The sequence below is a fragment of the Enterobacter sp. Li2LvB3 genome (assembly GCF_056156645.1).
This window is the reverse complement of the sequence record NZ_JBSICG010000004.1, coordinates 1-26,407: the sequence shown is the minus strand read 5'-3', so window position 1 is coordinate 26,407 and position 26,407 is coordinate 1. Positions and strand designations below refer to the sequence as shown.

Annotated in this window: 23 protein-coding genes, 5 tRNA genes and 1 other RNA gene; 19 read left to right on the top strand and 10 right to left on the bottom strand. The window is 53.5% G+C overall.

The features are described 5' to 3' along the window. Positions 1 to 535: 535 nt before the first annotated feature. The gene (locus ACS603_RS04415; RefSeq protein WP_474943822.1) at positions 536 to 2,155 is read left to right on the top strand and encodes an ABC-F family ATP-binding cassette domain-containing protein; all 1,620 of its coding nucleotides are present in this window, start codon (positions 536 to 538) and stop codon (positions 2,153 to 2,155) included. A gap of 42 nt (positions 2,156 to 2,197) precedes the next feature. On the opposite strand, the gene ACS603_RS04410 is transcribed toward ACS603_RS04415, so the two are convergent. Beyond that, positions 2,198 to 2,485 carry an HTH-type transcriptional regulator gene (locus ACS603_RS04410; protein ID WP_182063227.1) on the bottom strand — a complete coding sequence of 96 codons (288 nt, stop codon included), beginning with the start codon at positions 2,483 to 2,485 and terminating at the stop codon, positions 2,198 to 2,200. Between the two features lie 330 nt (positions 2,486 to 2,815). Between ACS603_RS04410 and ACS603_RS04405 the strand changes: the two genes are divergently transcribed. Next, complete coding sequence (locus tag ACS603_RS04405; RefSeq protein ID WP_474943821.1) at positions 2,816 to 3,526, top strand: DUF3053 domain-containing protein; 711 nt, start codon at positions 2,816 to 2,818, stop codon at positions 3,524 to 3,526. 246 nt (positions 3,527 to 3,772) lie between these two features. Beyond that, positions 3,773 to 3,985, top strand: a complete 213-nt coding sequence (gene cspE / locus ACS603_RS04400) for a transcription antiterminator/RNA stability regulator CspE (RefSeq protein WP_003860775.1) — start codon at positions 3,773 to 3,775, stop codon at positions 3,983 to 3,985. 58 nt (positions 3,986 to 4,043) lie between these two features. Here the strand turns inward: cspE and ghrB are convergent, their stop codons facing one another. From ghrB to ACS603_RS04370, 6 genes are all read right to left on the bottom strand, one after another. Further along, on the bottom strand, positions 4,044 to 5,018 hold the full coding sequence (gene ghrB / locus ACS603_RS04395) for a glyoxylate/hydroxypyruvate reductase GhrB (protein ID WP_315687539.1): 975 nt from the start codon (positions 5,016 to 5,018) through the stop codon (positions 4,044 to 4,046). Positions 5,019 to 5,044: 26 nt separating this feature from the next. Next, on the bottom strand, positions 5,045 to 6,325 hold the full coding sequence (locus ACS603_RS04390; protein ID WP_182063230.1) for an MFS transporter: 1,281 nt from the start codon (positions 6,323 to 6,325) through the stop codon (positions 5,045 to 5,047). A gap of 105 nt (positions 6,326 to 6,430) precedes the next feature. Continuing rightward, entirely contained in the window at positions 6,431 to 7,369 is a 939-nt protein-coding gene (locus ACS603_RS04385; protein ID WP_474943820.1) for a sugar kinase, read from the bottom strand. Between the two features lie 3 nt (positions 7,370 to 7,372). Next, positions 7,373 to 8,122 carry a sugar phosphate isomerase/epimerase family protein gene (locus ACS603_RS04380; protein WP_474943819.1) on the bottom strand — a complete coding sequence of 250 codons (750 nt, stop codon included), beginning with the start codon at positions 8,120 to 8,122 and terminating at the stop codon, positions 7,373 to 7,375. A 106-nt stretch (positions 8,123 to 8,228) separates the two neighbouring features. Further along, positions 8,229 to 9,245 carry a LacI family DNA-binding transcriptional regulator gene (locus tag ACS603_RS04375; RefSeq protein ID WP_182063233.1) on the bottom strand — a complete coding sequence of 339 codons (1,017 nt, stop codon included), beginning with the start codon at positions 9,243 to 9,245 and terminating at the stop codon, positions 8,229 to 8,231. A gap of 141 nt (positions 9,246 to 9,386) precedes the next feature. Continuing rightward, entirely contained in the window at positions 9,387 to 10,049 is a 663-nt protein-coding gene (locus ACS603_RS04370; protein ID WP_182063234.1) for an OmpA family lipoprotein, read from the bottom strand. Positions 10,050 to 10,261: 212 nt separating this feature from the next. On the opposite strand from ACS603_RS04370, the gene ACS603_RS04365 reads away from it, so the two are divergent. Next, positions 10,262 to 12,541, top strand: coding sequence for a molybdopterin guanine dinucleotide-containing S/N-oxide reductase (locus ACS603_RS04365; RefSeq protein ID WP_315688734.1), 2,280 nt, complete (start codon positions 10,262 to 10,264; stop codon positions 12,539 to 12,541). On the opposite strand, the gene ACS603_RS04360 is transcribed toward ACS603_RS04365, so the two are convergent. Together ACS603_RS04360 and tag are read right to left on the bottom strand one after the other, a co-directional pair. Further along, positions 12,504 to 12,950: an N-acetyltransferase gene (locus ACS603_RS04360; protein ID WP_182063236.1), complete on the bottom strand. Its 447-nt coding sequence runs from the start codon at positions 12,948 to 12,950 to the stop codon at positions 12,504 to 12,506. The two genes, ACS603_RS04365 and ACS603_RS04360, sit on opposite strands and share 38 nt — an antisense overlap. Continuing rightward, on the bottom strand, positions 12,928 to 13,509 hold the full coding sequence (gene tag, locus ACS603_RS04355; protein WP_182063237.1) for a DNA-3-methyladenine glycosylase I: 582 nt from the start codon (positions 13,507 to 13,509) through the stop codon (positions 12,928 to 12,930). The genes ACS603_RS04360 and tag overlap by 23 nt, the downstream gene beginning before the upstream one ends. A 160-nt stretch (positions 13,510 to 13,669) precedes the next feature. Between tag and ACS603_RS04350 the strand changes: the two genes are divergently transcribed. The 10 genes from ACS603_RS04350 (at position 13,670) to dppF (ending at position 24,442) form a co-directional block, all read left to right on the top strand. Next, complete coding sequence (locus tag ACS603_RS04350) at positions 13,670 to 14,374, top strand: autotransporter domain-containing protein (RefSeq protein WP_182063238.1); 705 nt, start codon at positions 13,670 to 13,672, stop codon at positions 14,372 to 14,374. A gap of 238 nt (positions 14,375 to 14,612) precedes the next feature. After that, a complete protein-coding gene (locus ACS603_RS04345; RefSeq protein WP_182063239.1) occupies positions 14,613 to 15,815 on the top strand; it encodes an L-lactate MFS transporter in 1,203 nt (400 codons plus the stop codon). Positions 15,816 to 16,076: 261 nt separating this feature from the next. Further along, on the top strand, positions 16,077 to 17,768 hold the full coding sequence (gene eptB / locus ACS603_RS04340; protein ID WP_182063240.1) for a kdo(2)-lipid A phosphoethanolamine 7''-transferase: 1,692 nt from the start codon (positions 16,077 to 16,079) through the stop codon (positions 17,766 to 17,768). A 91-nt stretch (positions 17,769 to 17,859) separates the two neighbouring features. Further along, positions 17,860 to 17,936, top strand: a tRNA-Pro gene (locus tag ACS603_RS04335). A 32-nt stretch (positions 17,937 to 17,968) separates the two neighbouring features. Beyond that, positions 17,969 to 18,101, top strand: a non-coding RNA gene (locus ACS603_RS04330) — RtT sRNA. A gap of 620 nt (positions 18,102 to 18,721) precedes the next feature. Then, positions 18,722 to 20,329: a dipeptide ABC transporter periplasmic-binding protein DppA gene (dppA, locus tag ACS603_RS04325; protein WP_182063241.1), complete on the top strand. Its 1,608-nt coding sequence runs from the start codon at positions 18,722 to 18,724 to the stop codon at positions 20,327 to 20,329. Positions 20,330 to 20,506: 177 nt separating this feature from the next. Then, entirely contained in the window at positions 20,507 to 21,526 is a 1,020-nt protein-coding gene (dppB, locus tag ACS603_RS04320; protein WP_014068443.1) for a dipeptide ABC transporter permease DppB, read from the top strand. 9 nt (positions 21,527 to 21,535) lie between these two features. Further along, positions 21,536 to 22,438, top strand: a complete 903-nt coding sequence (gene dppC / locus ACS603_RS04315; protein WP_315687542.1) for a dipeptide ABC transporter permease DppC — start codon at positions 21,536 to 21,538, stop codon at positions 22,436 to 22,438. Positions 22,439 to 22,448: 10 nt separating this feature from the next. Continuing rightward, the gene (gene dppD, locus ACS603_RS04310; RefSeq protein WP_182063244.1) at positions 22,449 to 23,432 is read left to right on the top strand and encodes a dipeptide ABC transporter ATP-binding protein; all 984 of its coding nucleotides are present in this window, start codon (positions 22,449 to 22,451) and stop codon (positions 23,430 to 23,432) included. Next, complete coding sequence (gene dppF / locus ACS603_RS04305) at positions 23,429 to 24,442, top strand: dipeptide ABC transporter ATP-binding subunit DppF (RefSeq protein ID WP_182063245.1); 1,014 nt, start codon at positions 23,429 to 23,431, stop codon at positions 24,440 to 24,442. Before dppD ends, dppF begins: the two co-directional genes overlap by 4 nt. 54 nt (positions 24,443 to 24,496) lie before the next feature. Here the strand turns inward: dppF and coaA are convergent, their stop codons facing one another. Then, positions 24,497 to 25,447, bottom strand: a complete 951-nt coding sequence (gene coaA, locus ACS603_RS04300; protein ID WP_220458428.1) for a type I pantothenate kinase — start codon at positions 25,445 to 25,447, stop codon at positions 24,497 to 24,499. 319 nt (positions 25,448 to 25,766) lie between these two features. Between coaA and ACS603_RS04295 the strand changes: the two genes are divergently transcribed. From ACS603_RS04295 to ACS603_RS04275, 5 genes are all read left to right on the top strand, one after another. Beyond that, positions 25,767 to 25,842, top strand: a tRNA-Thr gene (locus tag ACS603_RS04295). A gap of 8 nt (positions 25,843 to 25,850) precedes the next feature. Then, positions 25,851 to 25,935: transfer RNA gene (locus tag ACS603_RS04290), tRNA-Tyr, on the top strand. 117 nt (positions 25,936 to 26,052) lie between these two features. After that, positions 26,053 to 26,127 (top strand) — tRNA-Gly (locus ACS603_RS04285). Between the two features lie 6 nt (positions 26,128 to 26,133). Then, positions 26,134 to 26,209: transfer RNA gene (locus ACS603_RS04280), tRNA-Thr, on the top strand. A 117-nt stretch (positions 26,210 to 26,326) separates the two neighbouring features. Then, positions 26,327 to 26,407 (top strand): elongation factor Tu (locus ACS603_RS04275; RefSeq protein WP_003842260.1); only part of this gene is annotated, 81 nt, incomplete at its 3' end.

Here is a 26,407-nt window from a genome sequence, read left to right as displayed (position 1 = left end):
GCTGAGGATATTACCATTTCTGGAAAGAGGCTCGCAAAATTACCGCCTGTTCCACCCTTACCCTCTCCCAAAGGTCTGAGGGTTCCCAGGTAGTTTTTGTCGTTATTCAGCGATGACATTACGCTATTGAAATAAAAGGCTTACAGCGGCGCCATGGTCCCGAAAGCCGAAAGGAATAAGCTGAGGGTACCGCGAAGCGGTGATTTTCTTGCCGGGAGCCCGGGTCGCCAGGGTGGTGGCGGTGAGCCACCCTGGCACGTTCACCGGTAATGTGGTGACAGAGTAGCAAGGAACATAAAGTGAACGGAATGACCACCTGAGCTGTATGTTCCCCCTCATCCCAAAGGGGGATGGAGTCTATCTTGCCCAAAAATTAACCTTGAAACGGTCAACAAATTACCGTTATCCTTATCCCCGTTAACTTCCTCCCTCTGGAGCGCATCCCGAAAATGAACAAACACGACTGATGAATTTCGATCCTTGCTAAACGCGACCGCGTCGGCAGGGGATGTTTTGATTTCATTCAGGAGTGCTTATGGCTCATTTTGCGCAGTCCCCTTCTTTTATTTTGCATCAGGTCACCTGTCAGTTTGCGACGGGCGATACGCTTTTTGGTCCGCTGGATCTCTCTCTTGAGCCGTCGCTGTGCGCACTGGTTGGCCGTAACGGCAGTGGTAAAACGCGCCTGCTGCGTCTGCTGGCCGGGTTTGATGAACCCGCGAGCGGGCATATCGAGCGTTTCGGCACGCACGCCTATGTGGCGCAACAACATGATATTTCCCCACAGACTCTGCTTGCTGAATTGCTCGGGTATGACGACATTTTTGCAGCCCGCAAGCGTATCGAAAGCGGTGATTACCAGCCAGACTGTCTGGAAACACTCGACGGATACTGGGATTTAACGGAACGGCTGAGCGGGGCGTTTAGCCATGCGAAACTCCCGCCATTTGATCCTGATAAACCTGCCACAGAGCTTAGCGGTGGCGAACGTATTCGCGCTCTGTTGTGCGCAGCATTTACTGCCGGTGCAGATTATCTTCTGCTGGATGAACCCACCAACCATCTCGACAAGCAAGGCCGTGAGTGGTTTTACGAACAGCTTTCCCGTTATCAGGGGGGCGTGCTGGTGGCCTCTCATGACCGTGAACTCCTGGCGCAGGTTCCGCGTATTCTGGAACTGAGCGCGTCTGGTTTGCGTAGTTACGGCGGGAATTATGCTGATTACCAGCGTCAACGTGATGCCGAGCAGCAATCAGCCCGCGCAGCGTTTGAACATGCCACAACAGAACGTAAGCGTACACGTACGCGGATGAAAAAACAGCATGACGACAGCCAGCGGCGTTCGGCAAAGACGCTGCGCACTGTCGATAGTCTTAATATCGCCTCGTTCGAGCGGATCAAATATAAAATGGCGGCGAAAGAGCGTATTGGATCGTGGCGAAAACAGCATAACGATCAAAATGATGCGCTGAATATTGCTGTCCACAAAGCGCGTGAACGGGTGGAAGACGATAACCCGGTGATGTTCACCCTGCCGGGAAGCCAGATTGCCGAAGGGAAACAGGTGCTGGTACTCGAGGATCTGGTGCTGGCGTATGTGGATATCCCGCCGACAAACTGGCGGATGGATGGCCCGATGCGCGTGGCGCTGAGTGGACCAAACGGCTGTGGGAAATCGACACTCCTAAAGACCATACTTGGGGAAACATCACCGCACGCGGGCAGTTGCCGAGTGTCAGTAACCTGCGCTTATCTCGACCAACACCTGTCGCAGCTGGATCTTACGCTGTCGGTGATGGCGCATCTCAACCTGAGCAATACACCTCTGGAAGAAGGAGGGCTACGTACCCGTTTAGCCCAGCTTCAGCTCGGCGCAGATAAGGTCATGCTTCCGCTGGCGGAACTGAGCGGCGGCGAACGTCTAAAAGCCGCGCTGGCCTGTGTGCTCTGGCGAGAAGAGGCCACACAGCTTCTGCTACTTGATGAGCCGACCAACCATCTGGATTTGGCCTCCGTTCAGGCGATTGAAGCGGCGCTGGCGGCTTTCCCCGGCGCGTTGCTGGTGGTATCGCACGATGAAGCATTCCTGAACGGACTGACCCTGACGCATGAAATGGTGTGGCAGAAAGAGGGATGGCGCTGTGAGAGGCTTTAAAACACAAGCCCCCGCAAGGGCGGGGGCTGTCACAATCTGGTATTACGCTATCTGTTTGCTGAGTGCAGTGTTTGCCTGAATCAGGCGCATCAGCTTTATTTCGGTGGCTGTGGGTCTTTCACGTTTTGATTCCCACTCCAGCACCATCGCTACGCTGACACCCATTGCTCTGGCGAATTCATCAGTTTTCAGCCCTGTCCCTTTGCGCAATTGCTCATATTCTGTAAAGGGATTGGATTTTTGTTGCAGGGTAATCGTCTGCGGTACATCTTTAAAAACAATTTGTTCCAGGCTGCTCAGCAGCTCAAACTCAGGATCTTTATATTCCATTGAGAACTCCTCTTAAATCACACAGCGGGATCGTGAACATCAGAGAGCCAATTAAGAATAGTCCCTAAAACAGACGCATGATCACCAGGGTTGTGATTAATCGTGCGGTAGTCGGGGCTTTACGCGTTTCAGCAGAAGGCTTACCCGCGCTAATTGACTGATTATTCATAAACAGCGCGACAGCGTATTTTTTTGTAAATCGTCAGCAAGAAAACGGCAATAGTCGTTTTGTATGAAAAGAGTATCTTGCAAGGCTGACCTGGACTATCCTTGTCAGCGTCGGGCACGCGTGTGCCGGTGTGCGCTTTTTTGGGTGAAAGGAGTAATGAAATGGCGACAGGAAAGTCCTGCTCTCGCTGGTTTGCGCCTGTTGCGGCGTTATTGATGGTAGTTAGCCTGAGTGGGTGTTTCGATAAAGAAGGCGATCAGCGCAAAGCGTTTATCGATTTTCTACAGAATACGGTGATGCGCAGTGGCGAACGTTTACCAACGCTGACTGCGGATCAGAAAAAACAGTTTGGTCCCTTCGTGTCCGATTACGCCATTCTTTATGGTTATTCACAGCAGGTGAGCCAGGCAATGGACTCAGGTCTTCGTCCTGTGCTGGATAGCGTTAACGCGATCCGTGTACCACAGGATTATGTGACCCAGCGTGAACCACTGCGCCAGTCTAATGGTGCTCTGGGTGTGCTGAGCCAGCAATTGCAGAATGCAAAAATGCAGGCCGATGCTTCCCATTCTTCGCTGAAGCAAGGCGACGATCTTAAACCTGTCTTTGACAAGGTTTACGAGAAAGTGGTGACCAAACCCGCTGACGCTATGCAACCGCTGATCCCGGCTGCGCAGATTTTCACTCAGCAACTGGTACAGGTTGGGGATTACATCTCCCAGCAGGGAACCCAGGTGAGCTTTGTCTCTAACGGTATCCAGTTCCCGACCTCTCAGCAGGCCAGCCAGTATAACTCGCTGATTGGGCCGCTGGCGTCCCAGCACCAGGCCTTTAGTCAGGCGTGGAGCACGGCAGTCACAGCCACTGAATAAGACAAAAAAACCCCGCGAGAAACGGGGTTTTTTTATCGGCGATGAAAATATTGCTTGTCATTCATGTACCACATAGGTATAACAGTGACGTCGGTTTGTTACACAGACCTAAAGCAGTTTAGTAAAGCAGTCCAGATTGTTATCCATAGATACCCTTCGTAGTGACCCTTCCTTCATCGCTTAAAAATCTGTAACGCAACCTATCGCGCCGGAAGGCACAATATATTTGTTAATAAGGTAATTTCTATGTCTGCTAAAATGACTGGTCTGGTAAAATGGTTCAACGCTGATAAAGGTTTCGGTTTCATCACTCCTGATGATGGCTCTAAAGACGTGTTCGTACACTTCTCTGCTATCCAGAACGATGGCTACAAATCTCTGGACGAAGGTCAGAAAGTTTCCTTCACCATCGAAAGCGGCGCTAAAGGCCCAGCAGCTGGTAACGTTGTAAGCCTGTAAGCTTCCAACCCAGTAGCAAAGAATTTAAAAACCCGCCTTCTGGCGGGTTTTTTCGTTTCTACTGCTGTACCTGCGGGTTAACGCAGTTTTTCTCAACCCTTCCGCCCAGTGCGGCGATAAGGTTGTCCACTGCGGTGGCCGCCATGTTGTAGCGGGTTTCGTGAGTTGCCGATCCAATGTGGGGCAGGGCGACGACGTTTGGCAATGTCAGTAGTGGTGAACTGACCGGCAGTGGCTCTTGCTCAAACACATCAAGACCCGCAGCATGGATCTCACCGTTTTGCAGTGCTTCAATCAGCGCCTTTTCGTCCACCACCGGGCCGCGACCCGCGTTGATGAAGATGGCTGATTTCTTCATTTTCGCGAACTCAGCTTTGCCTATCAGATGATGTGTTTCTTCCGACAGCGGCAGGATCAGGCAGACGTAATCGGCTTCCTGAAGCAAGGTTTCCAGTTCGCAGTAGCGCGCGTTAAAGCGCTCTTCAGCTTCCGTGTGATGACGACGCGCGTTGTACAGCACCGGCATGTTAAAGCCGAAATGCGCACGTTGCGCCAGCGCCAGGCCAATGCGACCCATGCCGACAATCCCCAGCGTTTTGCCGTGAACATCCACACCGAACCAGTCCGGGCCAATGCTCTTTGTCCATTCGCCCGCTTTCACGCGTTCGGCCACTTCCACCACCCGGCGGGCGGTGCTGAGCACCAGCGCCATCAGCGTGTCGGCCACGGTTTCTGTCAGGGCATACGGGGTATGCATCAGCACAATTTTGCGGGTGTTCAGGGCCTCGACGTCGAAGTTGTCATACCCCACGGAAATCGTAGAGGTAGCACGAAGCTTCGGCATTTTCTCCAGCAATGCGACATCCACTTTTTCGCTTGAACCCAGCAGCCCTTCTGCGCGGGCAAACGCATCAGCGTGCTGCGCGACGGTGTCCGGGCTTAGGTTCTTCACCTGAGTCACGGTGAAGTGTTCTTCCAGGCGCTTTTGCAGATCTTCAGGCAGTGCTTTATACAAAATGACGGACGGCTTCATGCTAATCTCCGTTGATTTTAAAGGGGTCAGGCGTGACGCGCGCCGACGGGAAGCTGTTGATTATTAGCAGGCTTAACAATTAAAGTAAGCCACACTGAGGCAAAAAGTGCTACCCCCATAAATATGTACGAGGTTGACGGGCTGCCGGTTGCGCCGTTCAGATAGCCCACAAACCAGGAGCCGCAGAACGAGCCCAGAGCACCCATGCTGTTGATGAGCGCCATCGCGCCGCCTGCCACATTACGCGGCAGCATCTCCGGGATGATGGCGAAGAACGGGCCATACGGGGCATACATCGCTGCACCGGCAATCACCAGCAGGGTGTAAGATGCCCAGAAGTGGTTGGTACCCACGGCCCAGGAGCCGATAAAGGCAAAGGCAGCAATCAGCAGCAGCGGCCAGACAAACAGTTTACGGTTTTGCAGTTTGTCCGAGGCCCAGGAGGCGATAACCATGGCAATGGTTGCCGCCAGATAAGGCACGGATGACAGCCAGCCCACTTCCACCATGCCGAGGTTTTCGCCGCCGCTGCGGATAATCGATGGCAGCCACAGCACAAAGCCGTACACGCCAATGCTCCAGGTAAAATACTGCGCGCACAGCAAAATGACGTTGCGGGAACGGAAGGCTTCGCCGTAGTTACGTACCGCTTTCAGGCCTTGTTGCTCTTTATCCAGCTGCGCCTGCAAAGCCGCTTTTTCATCCTCAGAGAGCCATTTCGCCTGCGAAGGTTTATCTTTTACCAGCATCCACCAGCAAAATGCCCAGATGACCGCTGGAACCCCTTCGATGATAAACATCTCGCGCCAGCCGAATGACTGGATCAGATAGCCAGATACCACCGACATCCAGAGTACCGTGACCGGGTTACCGAGGATCAAAAAGGTGTTGGCGCGGGAACGCTCAGATTTAGTGAACCAGTTGCTGATATAGATAAGCATTGCTGGCATCACTGCTGCCTCGACCACGCCAAGAATAAAGCGAATGGCGGCCAGGGCAGGAATGTTGTTCACCACGCCGGTCAGTGAAGCGCAGCCGCCCCAGAGGATCAGGCAGATAAAGATAAGCTTACGAACACTGCGACGTTCGGCGTAGATAGCGCCAGGGATCTGGAAGAAGAAATAGCCGAGGAAGAAAAGGGCACCTAACAGGGAAGAGATACCTTTGGTGATCCCCAGGTCCTCAGTGATGCCCGCGGCGGATGCGAAACTGAAGTTGGCACGATCAAGATACGCCAGGCTGTACGTGATAAACACGATTGGCATGATGTACCACCAGCGTTTTACTGCATTGGTCGAACTGTTCATAGGCTTGCCTCTGTTGTTGAGGTTTGTACCGCCGTTGTATGTAGGGTACACGGTGGTTTGTTTGTTGAGTGCGTTTTTCCCCTCACCCTAAGCGAGGGGGAATGTTTATTCGTTAAGCTGCGCGCGTGTCGGTAGCCCTTCGCTGTCGCCCTGCACCTGAATTGCCAGTGCTCCAATTTTATTGCCTCGCGACACCGCCTGATGCAGCGTTTTTCCTTCCAGCAGGGCGCTAATCACCCCCACGGCAAACCCGTCGCCAGCCCCAACGGTGTCGACAACGTTGTCGACTTTTACCGCGGCAACCGCACCTTGTTCACCTTCGGCAGTTTTAAACCAGGCTCCGTCGGCACCGGTTTTCAGCACCACGGCTTTTACCCCTTTGTTCAGATAAAAATCGGCGATCCCTTCCGGCGTTTTTTGTCCGGTGAGGATGATCCCCTCTTTCACACCCGGCAGCACCCAGTCAGCCTGGAAAGCCAGGTGGTTAAGCTTTTCAACCATTTCGGCTTCACTTTTCCACAGCACCGGGCGCAGGTTAGGATCAAAGGAGATCGTTTTCCCTTGCGCTTTCATGGCCGCAGCCGCGTGATCCAGAAGCTCATAAGAGCTGGCGGAGAGCGCTGCCGCCACGCCGCTCAGGTGCAGATGGCGTGCGGAGGCGAAATAGTGCGCGTGATAGTCGTTTACCGACAGATGACTTGCCGCCGAGCCTTTGCGGAAATACTCCACAATGGGATCGGTTCCATTTTCGACTTTAGATTTCAGCTGAAAGCCGGTAGCGAAGCGTGCATCGAGGGTGACACCCGCGGCATCAATCCCCTCTTTTTTCAGCGTATCCAGAACGAAATTGCCAAAACTGTCATCACCCACGCGGCTTACCCAGCCGACGTTCAATCCCAGGCGCGCCAGGCCGGTCGCGACGTTCAGCTCTGCCCCTGCCACGCGTTTGAAAAAGTGCTCTACTGCGCTGAGCTCGCCCGTTTGCGTGGCAACGAACATTGCCATGGCCTCGCCGATGGTGATTACATCCAGCGTCTTGTGCATGATTTACTCCTCGCGCAGCAGATTAACGTAATGACGGGTGACGGCAGCCAGGTCAGGCCCTTCCAGCGGGAACTCGATCCCGCGCGGCGCGTCAGATGGCAGCTGATTAAGCAATTCCAGCCAGCGAGCATCGGCATGATCCGGCGCAATGGCGCGGAACTGCTGATGATGTGGAACGGCGGCTTTGACATGGATATAGCTCACGGCAGGTGCCAGATGGCGGGCGGCTTCTTCCGGCGAATCGCCCACCCACAGCCAGTTGCCCATATCAAATGTCAGCGTCACGGGCAACGACAGCACCCGGCAGGCCGCCTTAAAGCGCTGCATTGGCGCGAGCTGGCCGCAGTCGGTCTGATCGTTTTCGACCACCAGCGCCATGCCACTTTCGTTCAGTAATGTACGCAGCTCCTCAAGCGGCTGCTTATCGCGGAAATGACCTAGTGAAACTTTCAGCCACAAGGCATTGAGCGTGGTGGCTTCGGCGAGATACCGCGAAAGGTCGGGGTTGAGGATCCCGCCAGGCGTGAACAGGGGCGCTGGCGCGGAGTAACAGGCCAGTAAACCCAGCAGCTCAATGGACTCGCCCAATGCGGGCAGCGCCAGTAATTCTTCGCTGCTGAAAAGCTCACGGCGGATCTCAACGCCGTCGGCACCTGCAGCGGCAATCACCGGAAGCATCGCCCGTTGGCCACCCGCCTGTCGTACCTGATCCGCGCCATATGCGGCGGTGACCACCATTATTTTCCTGCCCATTGCCTGACTCCGTTACAACTCACATCGATAGTATTACGCTAGATGGAACCGGTTCCAAAGAAAAGGGCAGGATGTTGAATTTATGATCGGCATCACGAAGGGGAAATTAACGGGCGGTAGAGCCCCTAATAATCAGCTCGCCAGAGAAGACCTGCTCGTGAATGGCATCGCTAATGCCTTCAATACGGCGGACAACCTGCTCAACCGCGGCATAACCGATTTGCCACGTGGGCTGTTTGAGTGTGGTAATGCCCACGCCAGCCAGCTCAGCCCACTCCAGCTCATCGAACCCCAGCAGGCCAATATCGCTGCCCCAGTGCAGGCCGATACGTTTGAGCGAGCGGGCAACCTGTAGCGTTAGCGCGCCGTTGGCGGAAATCACGGCTTTTCGCATCCCGCGATGGCGGGTGTGGAACTGGCGCAGGATGTTGTCGATCTGTTCGGCTTCGTGCAACGGTGTTTCGGCATTCTCGGCAATCACGCCGGGATAGCGTGCCAGGGTCGCGCGGAATGCCGCCAGCCGATCGCGGCGGGTGTTGACTGTGCCCAGCGGTTCGCTCAGAAACAGAATGGCCTCGAAGCCCTGTTCAACCAGATGCTCGGTAGCTGTGGTGGCTGCCTGAGTGTTATCCAGGCCGACGACATCACAGGCGAATTCCGGGATTTTTCTGTCGATAAGTACCATTGGCAGGGAGGATTGTTGCAGGCGATTGAGGCCTTCTTCACGCATTCCCACGGCATTCACCACAATTCCCTCCACCTGGTAACTGCGCAGCAGATCGAGGTAATGCAGCTCCTGGTCGACTTCGTTATTGGTGTTACACACCAGCGGGGTAAACCCTTTTTCACGGCAGGCCGCTTCAATACCGCTTAACACATTCACGGAGTAGGGGTTGGTGATGTCGGCGATGATAAGCCCGATAAGACGAGTACGGCCATGCTTCAGGCCGCGAGCCATCAGGCTTGGGCGATAATCCAGATCGGCAATGGCTTGCTCAATACGGGCCAGCAGGGCATCAGACAGCAGATGTTTCTCGCCGTTGAGATAGCGTGAAATACTGGTTTTACCGGTTTTGGCGGCTTTTGCTACGTCGCTGATGGTGGCCCGTGCTGATTTGCTCATTGCTGATTTCCCTGAATTGAGTGAGAACACCTTAGCGGGAAAATCTGACGAATCAAGTGATTTGCCCGGTGGCGCTGCGCTTACCGGGCCTACATGTCGAACGTAGGCTGGGTAAGGCGAAGCCGCCACCCGGCGCAATGATTACTGCACAGGACTCAGGGTGATCTCTACGCGACGGTTCTGCGCTTTGCCTTCAGTGGTGCTGTTGCTGGCGATAGGATTGGCAGGGCCCATACCTTTGCTGCTGATACGGTTAGCTTCAACGCCCTGGGTAATCAGCGAGCTGGAAACGGCATCGGCACGCTGCTGTGACAAGCGGGTGTTGAGATCCAGGCTACCCGTGTTGTCGGTGAAGCCGAACACGTTAACCGCTGTCTTGTTGTACTCTTTCAGTACCATCGCTACGCCGGTCAGGGTGTTTGCACCTGCTGGTTTTAACGTGGAGCTGTTGGAGTCAAAGGTCACGTTGTTTGGCATGTTCAGGATGATGTTATCGCCATTACGCGTCACGCTCACGCCGGTTCCCTTCATTTTTTCGCGCAGTTTTGATTCCTGCACATCCATGTAATAACCCGCGCCGCCACCCAGCGCTGCACCGGCCGCTGCGCCAATCAGCGCACCTTTGCCGCGATCTTTCTTGGATGAGGAGAGTGCGCCAATGCCCGCACCTACCAGCGAACCGAGACCTGCGCCGATGCCCGCTTTTCCTGCTTCGCTTTCACCGGTATAAGGGTTTGTTGTGCAGCCTGAAACAGCCATTGCGCCGCTCACCAGAGCAGCAATTACGAGTACGCGTTTTTTCATCTTATTTCCTTAATCCTTTTTATTCTTTGCCACGACGAGCGTGGCGGTTGATTATGACGTCCAGATACGGAGAAAATTCCGGGTATTACTCTGAAATTTGTGTCAAACCATAAACAGCCTCAATAAGAAGGCCGTAAAACCTGCACGCAACCAGGAGCGCACGCTTGAGCACCTCAACAAAAACGATTCTGACCGCCGCCCACTGGGGCCCGATGCTGGTCGAAACCGATGGCGAAAACGTCTTGTCATCCCGCGGGGCACTGCCTTCGCAACATCCGAACTCGCTTCAGACGGTCGTTCGCGATCAGGTACACAGTAAAACCCGCGTGCGCTGGCCGATGGTTCGCAAAGGGTTTTTGATGTCACCGGATAAACCGCAAGGTATCCGTGGGCAGGATGAGTTTGTGCGTGTGAGCTGGGATGACGCGCTTGCACTGATTCATGCGCAGCATAAACGTATCCGTGAGAGCTATGGTCCATCGTCCATTTTTGCAGGCTCTTATGGCTGGCGTTCGAACGGGGTACTGCACAAAGCCGCTACACTTCTCCAGCGTTATATGAGCCTGGCCGGGGGCTATACCGGGCATCTGGGCGATTATTCGACCGGTGCGGCGCAGGCCATCATGCCGTACGTGGTGGGCGGGAATGAAGTTTACCAGCAGCAGACCAGCTGGCCGCTGGTGCTGGAGCACACCGATGTGGTGGTGCTGTGGAGCGCTAACCCGCTCAATACACTCAAGATTGCGTGGAATGCCACTGACGAGCAGGGCATTCCCTACTTTGATGCGCTGCGTAAAAGCGGTAAGCGCATTATTTGCATCGATCCGATGCGCTCTGAAACCATGGATTTCCTGGGCGACAGTGCCGAATGGATTGCCCCGCACATGGGAACCGATGTGGCGATGATGCTGGGTATTGCGCACACACTGGTGGAAAACGGCTGGCAGGATGAGGCGTTTCTGGCGCGTTGTACCACCGGTTACGACAAATTCGCAGACTACCTGACGGGCAAAACCGACGGGATCGCCAAAACGGCTGAATGGGCGGCAGATATCTGCGGTGTAAATTCAGAAAAAATCCGCGAGCTTGCGGTGTTGTTCCACGAAAATACTACCATGCTGATGTCCGGCTGGGGGATGCAGCGCCAGCAATACGGTGAGCAAAAACACTGGATGCTGGTGACACTCGCCGCAATGCTTGGCCAGATTGGTACGCCGGGTGGCGGTTTTGGGCTCTCTTATCACTTTGCGAACGGCGGAAACCCCACGCGTAAAGCTGCTGTGCTGGCGTCCATGCAGGGTACCGTTCACAACGGCACAGATGCCGTGGATAAAATCCCGGTGGCGCGCATTGTCGAGGCGCTGGAAAACCCTGGCGGGTTTTATCAGCACAACGGCATGGACCGGCACTTCCCGGATATTCGCTTTGTCTGGTGGGCGGGTGGTGCGAACTTTACCCATCATCAGGATACCAACCGTCTTATCCGCGCCTGGCAGAAACCGGAACTGGTGGTGATTTCAGAATGCTTCTGGACTGCTGCCGCCAGGCACGCAGATATCGTTCTGCCTGCCACGACCTCGTTTGAACGTAACGACCTCACCATGACCGGCGATTACAGCAATCAGCATATGGTGCCGATGATGCGTGTTGTGGCGCCGCGTGATGAAGCGCGCGACGACCTGGATGTCTTTGCCGACCTGAGTGAACTCTGGGAAGAGGGGGGGCGCGAGCGATTCACTGAGGGTAAAACCGATCTGGAATGGCTGGAAACGTTCTACCAGATAGCCAGTCAACGTGGTGCTGCGCAGGGTGTCACATTGCCACCGTTTGCCCGTTTCTGGGAAGCAAATGACATTTTCGAAATGCCGGAGAGCGAGCAGAACGCGCAATTTGTCCGTTTTGCCGATTTCCGTCGTGATCCGCAAAATCATCCGCTTAAGACCGAAAGCGGGAAAATTGAAATCTACAGCCAGCGGATCGCCAGCTTTAATTACGCCGACTGCCCGCCGCATCCTGCATGGCTTGAGCCAGACGAATGGCACGGAAATGCGCAGCCGCAGCAGCTTCAGATACTGTCTGCTCACCCGGCACACCGCTTACACAGCCAGCTTAACTATACCTCGCTGCGTGAACAGTATGCTGTAGCAGGACGCGAGCCGATCACCTTGCATAAAGATGATGCGCAGGCCCGCGGGATTGCGGATGGCGATGTGGTGCGTGTCTGGAATCAGCGCGGGCAAGTGCTGGCGGGTGCCGTGGTAAGTGACGGGATCAGACCTGGTGTTATCTGTATTCACCAGGGAGCCTGGCCAGACCTTGATCTGACCGAAGGCGGTATCTGTAAAAACGGGGCCGTCAACGTGCTGACCAAAGATCTCCCCAGCTCAAAGCTGGGGAATGGGTGCGCCGGAAACACTGCGCTGGCATGGGTCGAGAAATATCAGGGGCCCGAACTTACACTAACGGCGTTTGATCCGCCTGCCAGCTCATGATCCACGTCGGGTGTTGAGTGTCATCCTGCCAGGCGCTGTCTTCAATGCGAAAGCCCTGGGAATGGTAGAAATTCACCGCCCGGACGTTTTTTTGATACACCTCCAGGCTTAGATGCGGGTAGCGCTGCTGAACATAGTTCAGCAGCGCGCGCCCGATGCCTTTCCCGATGAACGCCGGGGCGACAAACAGCGCGCCGACAAACTGCGTCTGCATCACGCTAATGAATCCGCACGGGTGCCCGTTTTCTTCCCAGACCCAGGTTTCTGCCGACGGGAGATAGACGTCACGCACCAGAATTTCATTCTCTTTCCAGTAACCCGGATCGATAAACGGATGTGCCTCGGTGGTGCTTTCAAGCCATAAGCTCAGTAACGGATCTGCATTCTCACTTTGCCATTTGCGGATCATCAACGCCCCCAGGGTGACAGATGCAGCCTGTAATATGGTCGTTCACCAGCCCACAGGCCTGCATAAAGGAATAACAGATAGTGGTGCCCACAAATTTAAACCCTCTTTTCTTCAGTGCCTTAGACAGTGCATCTGAAGCGGCGGTTGAAGTGGGGATCTCCGCAAGCGTTGCGGCCAGCGTCACTTTTGGGGTGTTATCCACAAATGACCAGACAAAATCTGAGAACGGCTCGCCGTTTTGCGCCATGGCCAGGTAGGCCCGCGCGTTACCGATGATGGCCTGTATTTTGCCGCGATGACGGATAATTCCGGCGTCCAGAACCAGCCTTTCTACATCCTCGTCGGTCATGGCGGCGACCTTTACGGGATCAAACTGATGGAAGGCTGCGCGGTAGTTCTCACGTTTCTTCAGAACGGTTATCCAGGATAGACCGGCTTGCTGGCCTTCCAGACAGATCATCTCAAAGAGTTTTTTTCCGTCTTTTTCCGGCACACCCCATTCCTGATCGTGATAGTCGATATAGAGCTGATCCTGGCTTACCCAGCCGCAACGTTGCATAGGTTATCTCCCTTATTGATACTGAAATCGCAAAAATTTCAATCTTTCAGGCTTGACGTGTCTGCTAAAGAGACAATAGTTAATACAGGGCTTCGCCCTAATACCTCTTCTTAAACAATGATAAATATCGCCGAATTCGGCTCTTTCTGGAGTCGCTTTGATGATGATAAAAAAAATCAGTGGCTGCCGTGCTTTTTTTGGCCTGGCAGGTGTCTCAGCCTGTTTATTTTCCTGTAACACCGCGTTTGCCTGGCAACAGGAATATATCGTTTCAGATACACAAAGCAATACGGCGGAACGCTATACATGGGACGCCGATCACCAACCACGTTACGACGATATTCTCGCTGAGCGTATTAAGACGTCGCAGAATGTGCCTGGGCTCGCCCTGACTCTGCCATCTGACTCGACGTCCGAACCCCCTGGTTCTATGAGCCTGGGATGGAATTTCCCTGTCACCAACCATATCACCACCGGGCCTGTTGTGGCATGGCGTTACGATGGTTCGGCACCCAACATGTACAACGAGTTTGGTGATAGCGCCACAACGCAATCACTGACCGACCCACTCTGGCACGCAAGCGTCAGCTCGCTGGGCTGGCGAGTGGATACGCAATATGGCGATCTGCGCCCCTGGGCACAGATTAGCTATAACCAGCAGTTTGGTGAGAATCAGTGGAAATCGCAGTTTGGCATGTCTCAGTCACCTGCCCCCTTGCAGTACGGGAGTTGGGTAGATCTTACCGTTGGCACCGACGTGCTGCTTAACCCACATATGGCGGCGTATGCCTCTTTATCCCAGGCGGATAACACCCCAACCGGTGAAGACTTTTTGTATACCCTGGGTGTGAGTGCAAAATTTTAGGGTTGTTATTTTTTTCAACGATGCGATAACATCTTTAGCACAATAACGGTCGGGGTTGCAGCGATAGTATGCACTAACACGCTTTCGCTCCAGACCCCGGCAAGGTCATTCATTCCTGATTCCAGGCATTTCATTCCGTCTCTCCTGCATTTCATGCCGTTTTCCCCCAGGTGTTTTAAGGTTTTGTTTATCGTTGTCCTAAGCGTTTTCCCTTAATTTCTCTTGCAGGACAACTGCCATGAACACATCAACATACAACCGCACTCGCTGGCTGACCTTATTTGGCACCATCGTGACTCAGTTTGCGCTGGGTTCGGTCTATACCTGGAGCCTGTTTAACAGTGCACTTTCCGATAAGCTCGGCGCGCCGGTGAGCCAGGTGGCGTTTTCCTTTGGCTTATTGAGCCTCGGCCTGGCGCTTTCCTCCTCGGTGGCGGGCAAGTTGCAGGAACGTTTTGGTGTTAAGCGTGTCACCATGACCTCCGGCATTCTGTTAGGCGTAGGCTTTTTCCTGACGGCACACTCCAGCAACCTGATGATGCTGTGGTTGAGCGCCGGGGTGTTGGTGGGGCTGGCAGACGGTGCGGGTTATCTGCTGACGCTGTCAAACTGTGTGAAATGGTTCCCGGAACGCAAGGGGTTAATTTCTGCCTTTGCTATCGGCTCTTATGGCCTGGGCAGCCTCGGCTTCAAGTTTATCGATTCGCATCTGCTGGCCTCTGTGGGTCTTGAGAAAACCTTCATGATTTGGGGCGTCATCGTGCTGGTGATGATTCTGTTCGGGGCTACGCTGATGAAAGATGCGCCTCAGCAGGAAGTGAAATCCGTCAATGGGGTGATGGAAAATGACTTCACCCTGGTGCAATCCATGCGTAAACCACAGTACTGGATGCTGGCCGTCATGTTCCTGACGGCCTGTATGAGCGGTCTGTATGTGATTGGCGTGGCGAAAGATATTGCTCAGGGGATGGTGAAACTCGATGCGCTCACCGCCGCTAACGCGGTAACTGTTATCTCTATCGCTAACCTGTCCGGCCGTCTGGTGCTGGGTATTCTGTCCGATAAAATTGCCCGTATCCGCGTGATCACCATTGGTCAGGTGGTATCGCTGGTGGGAATGGCGGCGCTGCTCTTTGCGCCACTGAATGAAGCCACGTTCTTTGCAGCGATTGCCTGTGTTGCGTTCAACTTTGGCGGCACCATCACCGTATTCCCGTCACTGGTGAGTGAATTCTTTGGCCTGAATAACCTGGCGAAAAACTACGGTGTGATTTACTTAGGGTTTGGTATCGGCAGCATTTGCGGTTCGCTGATTGCCTCACTGTTTGGCGGCTTCTATGTGACCTTCTGTGTCATTTTCGCATTACTGATTATTTCGCTGGCGCTGTCGACAACGATTCGTCAGCCGCAACGCGAAGTATTTACCGAAGCACATGCGTAATGCATAAGAAAAAAGGCCGGTGTTCCGGCCTTTTTATTGCCTGTAAAACCGCGACTTAGACGAAAATGTCTACATTCGTATTTGATTTTTTGTAAATAACTGTTCCGATCACATTCTCTGCTGCCACTTTTTCCTTTCCCTGTGGTCTACTGACCACGCTTGTAGGCGTTTCTGATAACGATTCCCTGAGCGAATATTTAATCTGTTCACATTTAGTTCAAAGGCGGACGGCTTTACTGTCCCTTTTTCCGGGTAGGTTGCATGAAATACATTAAATCGATGGCGCAACAAAAGCTGAGCTTTTTGCTGGCGTTGTACATCGGCCTGTTTATGAATGGCGCAGTGTTTTTCCGTCGGTTTGACGGTTACGCGCAGGATTTTACCGCCTGGAAAGGAATTGCAGCGGTTGTTGAACTGGTCGCTGCTGTACTGGCTACGTTTTGTTTGCTGCGCGTGCTCTCACTGTTTGGGCGGCGTGTGTGGCGAGTTCTGGCATCGTTTGTTGTGTTGTGTTCGGCGGGTGCCAGCTATTACATGACCTTTATGAACGTGGTGATTGGCTACGGCATTATTGCCTCTGTCATGACCACGGACATCGACCTGTCGAAAGAAGTGGTTGGCCTGCACTTTGTGCTCTGGTTGCTGGCGGTTAGTGCATTGCCGTTGCTGCTTATCTGGAGCAACCGCTGCCGCTACACCTTAATACACCAAATTCGCACACCGGGGCAGCGTATCCGTAGCGTCGCGCTGGTGCTGCTGGCGGGGCTGATGGTCTGGGGACCGATTCGCCTGCTGGAAGTGAAACAGAAGTATGACGAGCGTACCTCTGGCGTGGATATGCCAAGCTACGGCGGCGTTGTCGCGAACTCTTATCTGCCTTCTAACTGGATCTCTGCGCTGGGGCTGTATGCCTGGGCTCAGGTGGATGAATCCTCCGATAACAAATCGTTGATGAACCCGGCGAAGAAGTTCTCCTATGTAGCGCCGAAAGATATCGATGACACCTATGTCGTCTTTATTATCGGTGAAACGACCCGCTGGGATCATATGGGTCTCCTCGGCTATGACCGCGATACCACGCCGAAACTGGCTCAGGAGAAAAACCTGGTTGCGTATCGTGGCTACTCTTGCGATACGGCGACAAAGCTTTCCCTGCGTTGCATGTTCGTGCGTGAGGGTGGGGCAAGTGATAACCCGCAGCGTACGCTCAAGGAACAGAACGTTTTCTCGGTGCTTCGCCAGCTTGGGTTTACGTCCGATCTTTATGCGATGCAAAGCGAGATGTGGTTCTACAGCAACACGATGGCGCAGAACATTGCCTACCGTGAGCAGATTGGCGCAGAGCCGCGTAACCGTGGCAAGAATGTCGATGACATGCTGCTGATCGACGAGATGAAAAACTCGCTGAACGGTAATCCTGATGGCAAGCACATGATTATTCTGCATACCAAAGGCTCGCACTTTAACTACACCCAGCGTTATCCGCGTAGCTTTGCGAAGTGGACGCCAGAGTGTGTCGGAGTGGATAAAGACTGTACCAAAGAGCAGTTGATTAACTCCTTCGATAACTCGGTGACCTACGTTGACCACTTTATTGATACCGTGATTGACCAGGTGCGTGATAAGAAAGCGATTGTGTTCTATGCCTCTGACCATGGTGAGTCGATCAATGAGTTCGAGCACCTGCACGGTACGCCGCGCAAGATGGCGCCACCGGAGCAGTTCCGCGTGCCAATGATGGTGTGGATGTCGGATAAGTATCTGGAAGACCCGGAAAAAGCGAAGATGTTTGCGCACCTGAAAACAGAGGCGGAAATGAAAGTGCCGCGTCGTCACGTTGAGCTGTACGACACCATTTTGGGCTGCCTGGGCTATACCTCACCCGACGGTGGCATTAACGAAAATAACAACTGGTGTAAACTCCCCGATAACACCACAAAAGCCGCGCAATAGCTCGTCTGGCGAGTTTATCGCCAGTTGAATGGCTTTTTTAATTTAGGGGATTGACGGGGGCGCACCTCAGCAGTAAGATGCGCTCCGCATTCGGCGAGTAGCGCAGCTTGGTAGCGCAACTGGTTTGGGACCAGTGGGTCGGAGGTTCGAATCCTCTCTCGCCGACCACATTCGAAACCCTGCTCTTAGAGCAGGGTTTTTTGCTTCTGAAGTTTATGAGGATGAGAATCTCCGGGGCAGGAGGTTCGACCCTCGCGAAGCGAGAGAACGTTGCTTTAGCAACGGCCCGAAGGGCGAGCCACGCAGTGGCGAGTCATCCTCTCTCGGCGACCACATTCTGAAAAGGGCTAACCGCAAGGTTAGCCCTTTTTGCATTAGCGGGTTATTCATCCCGATTGTCTAAAACGCCCCTTATCCTTGCTTCAACCTGCCTGTTAACGATTTTGTGACATAATCCATTGTATTTTTTTATATATAGATTGATCTTTTTTCGCGTTGCTTATGGATAACCTCAGCATTTTTCGCTGTGCGTTTTAACGTTCGCGGTATTTAGTGCTCAGATAATCACCATTCTGCAAGAAAATTTACCCAATCTGAATAAAAGTTAATCACTGCATGTTGCAGAATATGAAGATATTTGTGCTGCAACATAGCGAGTAGCATAAATTTCCCTGCTGAAAACTGGCGCCTAAAGTTTTTTTAATCTTTGTTTGCGGTTTCGCACACTCAGCGTAAATCCCCGTCACCTGTATTGACGTTTTCACATTCTGTTGACAGATTGTAGGGCACGAGGGGCATTTCAGGGAGGATCTGCGCTGCAACTCAAAGGCTCTTCTGAAAGGATTCTCCATCCCTTTAACGCCTTCGGGCATCACCGACCGGACCGGGTAAAAAATAAATAAAGGTCAGGCGGCGTAACACAACAAAGCAAAACATCACATTGGAGCAGAATAATGAGTATTTCCTTGAAGAAGTCAGGGATGCTGAAGCTTGGTCTGAGCCTGGTGGCTCTGACCGTCGCAGCAAGCGTACAGGCAAAAACCCTGGTTTATTGTTCTGAAGGCTCGCCGGAAGGCTTTAACCCACAGCTCTTTACCTCTGGTACAACGTACGACGCAAGCTCTGTACCTATCTATAACCGTCTGGTTGAATTCAAAACCGGGACTACGGAAGTGATTCCGGGTCTGGCCGAGAAGTGGGAAGTCAGCGAAGACGGCAAAACCTATACCTTCCATTTACGCCAGGGCGTGAAGTGGCAGGACAGCAAAGAATTCAAACCAACGCGCGACTTTAACGCCGATGACGTTGTGTTCTCCTTCGACCGTCAGAAAAACGCTCAGAACCCGTACCACAAAGTGTCTGGCGGCAGCTATGAATACTTCGAAGGGATGGGTCTGCCGGACCTGATCTCTGAAGTGAAAAAAGTTGACGACAAAACTGTACAGTTCGTGCTGACTCGCCCGGAAGCACCATTCCTGGCTGACCTGGCAATGGACTTCGCATCTATTCTGTCTAAAGAATATGCGGACAACATGCTGAAAGCGGGTACCCCGGAAAAAGTGGACCTGGATCCAATCGGTACTGGCCCATTCCAGCTGCTGCAATACCAGAAAGATTCTCGCATTCTGTATAAAGCGTTCCCTGGATACTGGGGTACTAAACCTCAGATCGACCGCCTGGTGTTCTCCATCACACCTGACGCCTCTGTGCGTTATGCAAAACTGCAGAAAAACGAGTGCCAGGTTATGCCATACCCGAACCCGGCTGATATCGCACGTATGAAGCAGGACAAAAACATCAATCTGCTGGAGCAGGCTGGCCTGAACGTGGGCTATCTCTCCTTCAACACCGAGAAGAAACCGTTTGATGATGTGAAAGTCCGTCAGGCGCTGACTTACGCGGTGAACAAAGAAGCGATCATCAAAGCGGTTTATCAGGGTGCAGGCGTTGCCGCTAAGAACCTGATCCCACCAACAATGTGGGGCTACAATGACGACGTTAAAGACTACACCTACGATCCTGAGAAAGCGAAAGCGCTGCTGAAAGAAGCAGGCCATGAAAAAGGCTTCACCGTTGAGCTGTGGGCGATGCCAGTACAGCGTCCTTACAACCCGAACGCACGCCGTATGGCTGAAATGGTTCAGGCTGACTGGGCTAAGATCGGCGTTCAGGCCAAGATTGTGACCTACGAGTGGGGCGAGTATCTGAAACGCGCCAAAGCAGGCGAGCATCAGGCTGTGATGATGGGCTGGACCGGCGACAATGGGGATCCAGACAACTTCTTCGCAACCCTGTTCAGCTGTGCTGCTGCGAAAGACGGTTCCAACTACTCTCGCTGGTGCTACAAGCCGTTTGAAGATCTGATTCAGCCGGCACGTGCGACCGACGATCACAACAAGCGTATTGAACTGTACAAGCAAGCTCAGGTTGTCATGCACGATCAGGCTCCGGCGCTGATTGTTGCTCACTCCACCGTGTACGAGCCAGTGCGTAAAGAAGTTAAAGGCTACGTGGTTGATCCACTGGGCAAACACCACTTCGAAAACGTATCTGTTGAATAATTAAAAGCAACGCCAGGCGGCGCTGCGCTTGCACTGGCCTACGGTATGTAGGCCGGGTAAGCGTAGCGCCACCCGGCAGCAGTGCTTTATTCCCTCTCTGAAAGGGGAGGGAATAAGATTTGTGAGCAATACAGACGTCACGCTGTTTGTCGTGCGTCATCAGAGAGAATCCGGGTTATGTTGCAGTTCATCCTCCGACGTCTGGGACTTGTTATCCCCACGTTTATCGGTATCACCCTTCTCACTTTTGCCTTCGTTCATATGATCCCCGGCGACCCGGTAATGATTATGGCGGGCGAGCGTGGTATTTCCCCTGAGCGCCATGCACAGTTGCTGGCTGAGCTTGGTCTGAACAAGCCGCTGTGGCAGCAATACCTCAACTATATCTGGGGTGTGTTGCACGGTGACTTAGGTATTTCCCTGAAAAGCCGTCTTCCGGTGTGGGACGAGTTCGTGCCGCGTTTTAAAGCGACGCTGGAACTTGGTGTCTGCGCCATGATTTTTGCCACCGCGGTGGGTATTCCGGTCGGTGTACTGGCTGCCGTTAAGCGTGGTTCTATTTTCGATCATACTGCTGTTGGTCTGGCGCTGACCGGCTACTCCATGCCTATCTTCTGGTGGGGCATGATGCTGATTATGCTGGTGTCGGTGCAGTGGAACCTGACGCCGGTTTCCGGGCGCGTCAGCGATATGGTTTTCCTTGATGACTCCAATCCGTTGACCGGCTTTATGCTGATCGACACGGCCATCTGGGGTGAGCCGGGTAACTTTATCGATGCAGTGGCCCACATGATCCTGCCTGCAATGGTGCTGGGCACTATTCCTCTGGCAGTTATCGTGCGTATGACCCGCTCATCCATGCTGGAAGTGCTGGGCGAGGACTACATCCGTACTGCCCGCGCGAAAGGCCTGACCCGGATGCGCGTCATCATCGTTCACGCGCTGCGTAACGCCATGCTGCCGGTTGTTACCGTTATCGGTTTGCAGGTGGGGACGTTGCTGGCAGGGGCGATCCTGACCGAGACTATCTTCTCCTGGCCGGGGCTTGGACGTTGGCTGATTGATGCGCTACAACGCCGTGACTATCCGGTGGTGCAGGGCGGTGTGCTGCTGGTTGCGACGATGATTATCCTCGTCAACCTGCTGGTCGATTTGCTGTACGGCGTGGTGAACCCGCGTATTCGTCATAAGAAGTAAGGGGCCATCATGTCACAGGTTTCTGAAAACAAAGTTGTCACTGCACCGGTTCCAATGACCCCGTTGCAGGAGTTTTGGCACTACTTCAAGCGCAATAAAGGCGCTGTCGTCGGGCTGGTCTATGTCACCATCATGATCCTGATTGCGGTGTTTGCGAACGTGCTTGCACCGTTTAACCCTGCGGATCAGTTCCGCGATACGCTGCTTGCTCCTCCAGCCTGGCAGGATGGCGGTACCTTGACGCACCTGTTGGGCACTGACGATGTAGGCCGTGATGTGCTGTCGCGTCTGATGTACGGCGCGCGCCTGTCGCTGCTGGTCGGTTGTCTGGTGGTGGTGCTGTCACTGGTCATGGGTGTTGTGCTCGGCCTGGTTGCCGGTTACTTCGGCGGCATCGTCGATAACATCATCATGCGTATTGTCGACATCATGCTGGCACTGCCGAGCCTGCTTCTGGCACTGGTTCTGGTTGCGATATTCGGCCCGTCGATAGGTAACGCAGCGCTTGCGCTGACCTTCGTGGCACTGCCTCACTACGTGCGATTAACGCGTGCGGCGGTGCTGGTGGAAGTGCATCGCGACTACGTTACCGCTTCTCGTGTGGCGGGTGCCGGCGCAATGCGTCAGATGTTCGTTAACATTTTCCCGAACTGCCTTGCGCCGCTGATCGTTCAGGCGTCGCTCGGTTTCTCTAACGCCATTCTCGATATGGCCGCTCTTGGCTTCCTTGGCATGGGTGCGCAGCCGCCTACACCGGAGTGGGGCACTATGCTCTCCGACGTGTTGCAGTTCGCACAAAGCGCCTGGTGGGTCGTCACCTTCCCGGGTCTGGCGATTCTGCTGACGGTGCTGGCATTTAACCTGATGGGTGATGGTCTGCGTGATGCACTTGATCCCAAACTGAAGCAGTAAGAGGCACGAGATGGCGTTATTAAATGTAGATAAATTATCGGTGCACTTCGGCGATGAAGGCACACCGTTTCGCGCCGTGGACCGCATCAGCTACAGCGTAAATCAGGGCGAAGTGGTCGGCATCGTTGGGGAGTCAGGTTCCGGTAAATCGGTCAGCTCGCTGGCGATTATGGGGCTGATTGACTATCCGGGCCGCGTGATGGCCGAAAGTCTGGAGTTTAATGGTCAGGATCTGAAGCGCATTTCCGAAAAGCAGCGCCGCCAGCTGGTAGGTGCAGAAGTGGCGATGATCTTCCAGGACCCGATGACCAGCCTTAACCCATGCTACACCGTGGGTTTCCAGATTATGGAAGCGATTAAGGTGCATCAGGGTGGTAACAAGAAAACCCGTCGTCAGCGGGCAATCGACCTGTTAACCCAGGTGGGTATCCCCGATCCGGGTTCACGTCTGGATGTTTATCCGCACCAGCTTTCCGGCGGTATGAGCCAGCGTGTCATGATTGCGATGGCCATTGCCTGTCGACCAAAACTGCTGATTGCCGATGAACCGACAACGGCGCTGGACGTGACCATCCAGGCGCAAATCATCGAACTGCTGCTGGAGTTACAGCAGAAAGAGAACATGGCGCTGGTACTGATCACTCACGACCTGGCGCTGGTGGCTGAAGCTGCACACAAAATTATTGTGATGTATGCCGGGCAGGTTGTGGAAACGGGCGCAGCGAACGACATCTTCCGCGCGCCGCGTCATCCGTATACTCAGGCACTGCTGCGTGCGCTTCCGGAGTTTGCACAGGACAAAGCGCGTCTGGCGTCATTGCCGGGTGTCGTTCCGGGTAAATATGACCGTCCGCAGGGCTGCTTGTTGAATCCACGTTGCCCGTATGCGACGGACAAATGCCGTGCAGAAGAGCCAGAACTGAACCGGCTTGCTGACGGTCGCCAGTCGAAATGCCATTACCCACTCGATGATGCCGGGAGGCCAACACTATGAGTACGCAACAGGCCGCCACGCAACAACTGCTGTTGCAGGCCATCGACCTGAAAAAACACTACCCGGTGAAGAAGGGGCTGTTCGCGCCTGAGCGCCTGGTAAAAGCGCTTGATGGCGTATCGTTCACTCTGGAGCGTGGTAAAACGCTGGCGGTGGTGGGTGAGTCCGGCTGCGGGAAATCTACGCTGGGCCGTCTGCTGACGATGATCGAAACACCTACGGGCGGTGAGCTTTACTATCAGGGCCAGGATCTGCTCAAGCACGATCCGCAGGCGCAAAAGCTGCGTCGTCAAAAAATCCAGATTGTGTTCCAGAACCCCTACGGTTCACTGAACCCGCGTAAGAAAGTGGGGCAGATCCTGGAAGAGCCGCTGCAGATTAATACCAGCCTGAGCAAAGAACAGCGCCGTGAAAAAGCGCTGGCGATGATGGCGAAAGTCGGGCTTAAAACCGAGCACTATGACCGTTACCCGCATATGTTCTCTGGCGGTCAGCGTCAGCGTATTGCTATCGCCCGTGGTCTGATGCTTGATCCGGATGTGGTGATTGCCGATGAACCAGTGTCGGCCCTTGACGTTTCCGTTCGTGCCCAGGTGCTTAACCTGATGATGGACTTGCAGCAGGAACTGGGGCTGTCGTACGTGTTTATTTCGCACGACCTGTCCGTTGTTGAGCATATTGCGGATGAAGTGATGGTGATGTACCTGGGGCGGTGTGTCGAGAAGGGGACGAAAGATCAGATCTTTAATAATCCTCGTCATCCGTATACTCAGGCACTGTTGTCTGCCACTCCGCGTCTGAACCCGGACGACCGCCGCGAGCGTATTAAGCTGACCGGTGAGCTGCCAAGCCCGCTGAACCCGCCTCCGGGATGTGCGTTCAACGCCCGTTGCCGCCGTCGCTTCGGCCCTTGCACCCAGTTGCAGCCACAGCTGAAAGACTACGGTGGTCAACTGGTGGCGTGCTTTGCCGTCGACCAGGATGAAAACGGCGAAAAGCCGCACGCGTAATGCAAAAACAAAAAACCGGCGCTTATCGCCGGTTTTTTTATGTCTGCTTAATGCTTATTTCCGCAGGCGGATTTGGTCGACCGCGTGCTTCTCGCTCTTGGTGAGGATAAGGCTCGCGCGCTCGCGGGTTGGCAGAATATTCTCTTTCAGGTTCACGTAGTTGATCTCATTCCACAGCCCCGTAGCCACATTGATGGCCTCTTCTTCAGAGAGTTGCGCGTAGTTATGGAAGTAGGAGTCAGGATCGGTGAATGCCCCTTCGCGGAATTTCAGGAAGCGGTTGATATACCAGCTTTGCAGCAAATCTTCCGGCGCGTCGACATAAATAGAGAAATCGACAAAGTCGGAGACAAACACGTGGTGGGGATCGTGCGGATAGTCCATGCCGCTTTGCAGCACGTTTAATCCTTCCAGAATCAGGATATCCGGCTGAACCACCGTTTTGTCGCCATCCGGGATGCGGTCATAAATCAGGTGCGAGTAAACCGGTGCGGTCACATTGGGTGCGCCTGATTTCAGATCGGAGACGAATTTAACCAGCCGGTGCATATCATAAGAAAGAGGGAAGCCCTTCTTCTTCATCAGACCGCGTTCTTTTAACACTTCATTCGGGTGCAAAAAGCCGTCTGTGGTGATCAGTTCTACGCTGCGATGCTCCGGCCAGCGGCTCAGCAGTGCCTGCAATACGCGCGCGGTGGTACTTTTACCAACGGCAACGCTACCCGCAATACTGATGATATAAGGAATACGCTGCCCATTGGTCCCAAGAAACTGCTCCAGTACTGCCTGGCGTCGTAAGTTGGAACTGATATAGAAGTTAAGCAAGCGAGATAATGGTAAATAGATTTCTGCCACCTCTTCCAGCGACAGGTCTTCATTTATCCCTTTTAACCGCGCTATCTCACCTTCCGTCAACGTCATAGGGACGGAATCGCGCAGGGCAGCCCACTGGCTGCGGTTAAAGTGAAGATAAGGCGTCATTAACGTTTGCTCTTTTTTGCTCATAAGCATGTTTCAGTGAACCAGCGACAAAACAGCCGGGTCGTGGTTCTTCACATAGTTAATTTTGGACAATGGGCAGGAGGTTAACACCAGATGACAGGAATAATAAGAAAAAATATAGGGAAGCGCTGCTTTACGCGGGAGCCATCACGGTACGCTATATACGGTGTAAATCATGTATTCATGCTGGATTTTTAACCGCGAGTGGGTGAATTTACAGCGTTTAGACCTTCTTTCGAATAAAATGTGAGCGAAAGAACGTTTTATGCAATTTTTTAGTTGCATGACTGCTCATGTCTCCATAGAATGCGCGCTACTTGATGCCGACTTAGCTCAGTAGGTAGAGCAACTGACTTGTAATCAGTAGGTCACCAGTTCGATTCCGGTAGTCGGCACCATCAAGTCCGGTGGGGTTCCCGAGCGGCCAAAGGGAGCAGACTGTAAATCTGCCGTCACAGACTTCGAAGGTTCGAATCCTTCCCCCACCACCACTTTCTGGCAGCGTAAATGCCGCCGGAGCTGGTTAGAAAAATTAATCAGCTCAAACATGAAAAGAGAGAAATCTCTTTTTTTGTTACAGAAAGAACTGGGTAGCCGAGTTTCAGGATGCGGGCATCGTATAATGGCTATTACCTCAGCCTTCCAAGCTGATGATGCGGGTTCGATTCCCGCTGCCCGCTCCAATACGTGCTGATATGGCTCAGTTGGTAGAGCGCACCCTTGGTAAGGGTGAGGTCCCCAGTTCGACTCTGGGTATCAGCACCACTTCACTTCTCCTCCCGTTTCTCTCTGTTTCAATTTAAATGTATTCAACAGTTCAGGCATTTCGCCTGGTTGATGTGGTGATATCACCGATTTATCCGTGTCTTAGAGGGACAATCGATGTCTAAAGAAAAGTTTGAACGTACAAAACCGCACGTTAACGTCGGTACTATCGGCCACGTTGACCATGGTAAAACAACG

Coding starts and splice junctions, on each gene's coding strand:
- dppF (WP_182063245.1), top strand. CDS start 23,429: ATGAGTACGCAACAGGCCGCCACGCAACAACTGCTGTTGCAGGCCATC.
- ACS603_RS04380 (WP_474943819.1), bottom strand. CDS start 8,122: ATGGGCAGGAAAATAATGGTGGTCACCGCCGCATATGGCGCGGATCAG.
- eptB (WP_182063240.1), top strand. CDS start 16,077: ATGAAATACATTAAATCGATGGCGCAACAAAAGCTGAGCTTTTTGCTG.
- tag (WP_182063237.1), bottom strand. CDS start 13,509: ATGCAACGTTGCGGCTGGGTAAGCCAGGATCAGCTCTATATCGACTAT.
- ACS603_RS04385 (WP_474943820.1), bottom strand. CDS start 7,369: ATGCACAAGACGCTGGATGTAATCACCATCGGCGAGGCCATGGCAATG.
- ACS603_RS04375 (WP_182063233.1), bottom strand. CDS start 9,245: ATGAGCAAATCAGCACGGGCCACCATCAGCGACGTAGCAAAAGCCGCC.
- dppD (WP_182063244.1), top strand. CDS start 22,449: ATGGCGTTATTAAATGTAGATAAATTATCGGTGCACTTCGGCGATGAA.
- ACS603_RS04415 (WP_474943822.1), top strand. CDS start 536: ATGGCTCATTTTGCGCAGTCCCCTTCTTTTATTTTGCATCAGGTCACC.
- ACS603_RS04410 (WP_182063227.1), bottom strand. CDS start 2,485: ATGGAATATAAAGATCCTGAGTTTGAGCTGCTGAGCAGCCTGGAACAA.
- dppC (WP_315687542.1), top strand. CDS start 21,536: ATGTCACAGGTTTCTGAAAACAAAGTTGTCACTGCACCGGTTCCAATG.
- ACS603_RS04390 (WP_182063230.1), bottom strand. CDS start 6,325: ATGAACAGTTCGACCAATGCAGTAAAACGCTGGTGGTACATCATGCCA.
- ACS603_RS04365 (WP_315688734.1), top strand. CDS start 10,262: ATGCTGGTCGAAACCGATGGCGAAAACGTCTTGTCATCCCGCGGGGCA.
- ACS603_RS04345 (WP_182063239.1), top strand. CDS start 14,613: ATGAACACATCAACATACAACCGCACTCGCTGGCTGACCTTATTTGGC.
- coaA (WP_220458428.1), bottom strand. CDS start 25,447: ATGAGCAAAAAAGAGCAAACGTTAATGACGCCTTATCTTCACTTTAAC.
- ACS603_RS04350 (WP_182063238.1), top strand. CDS start 13,670: ATGATGATAAAAAAAATCAGTGGCTGCCGTGCTTTTTTTGGCCTGGCA.
- ACS603_RS04405 (WP_474943821.1), top strand. CDS start 2,816: ATGGCGACAGGAAAGTCCTGCTCTCGCTGGTTTGCGCCTGTTGCGGCG.
- ACS603_RS04370 (WP_182063234.1), bottom strand. CDS start 10,049: ATGAAAAAACGCGTACTCGTAATTGCTGCTCTGGTGAGCGGCGCAATG.
- dppB (WP_014068443.1), top strand. CDS start 20,507: ATGTTGCAGTTCATCCTCCGACGTCTGGGACTTGTTATCCCCACGTTT.
- dppA (WP_182063241.1), top strand. CDS start 18,722: ATGAGTATTTCCTTGAAGAAGTCAGGGATGCTGAAGCTTGGTCTGAGC.
- ACS603_RS04360 (WP_182063236.1), bottom strand. CDS start 12,950: ATGATCCGCAAATGGCAAAGTGAGAATGCAGATCCGTTACTGAGCTTA.
- cspE (WP_003860775.1), top strand. CDS start 3,773: ATGTCTGCTAAAATGACTGGTCTGGTAAAATGGTTCAACGCTGATAAA.
- ghrB (WP_315687539.1), bottom strand. CDS start 5,018: ATGAAGCCGTCCGTCATTTTGTATAAAGCACTGCCTGAAGATCTGCAA.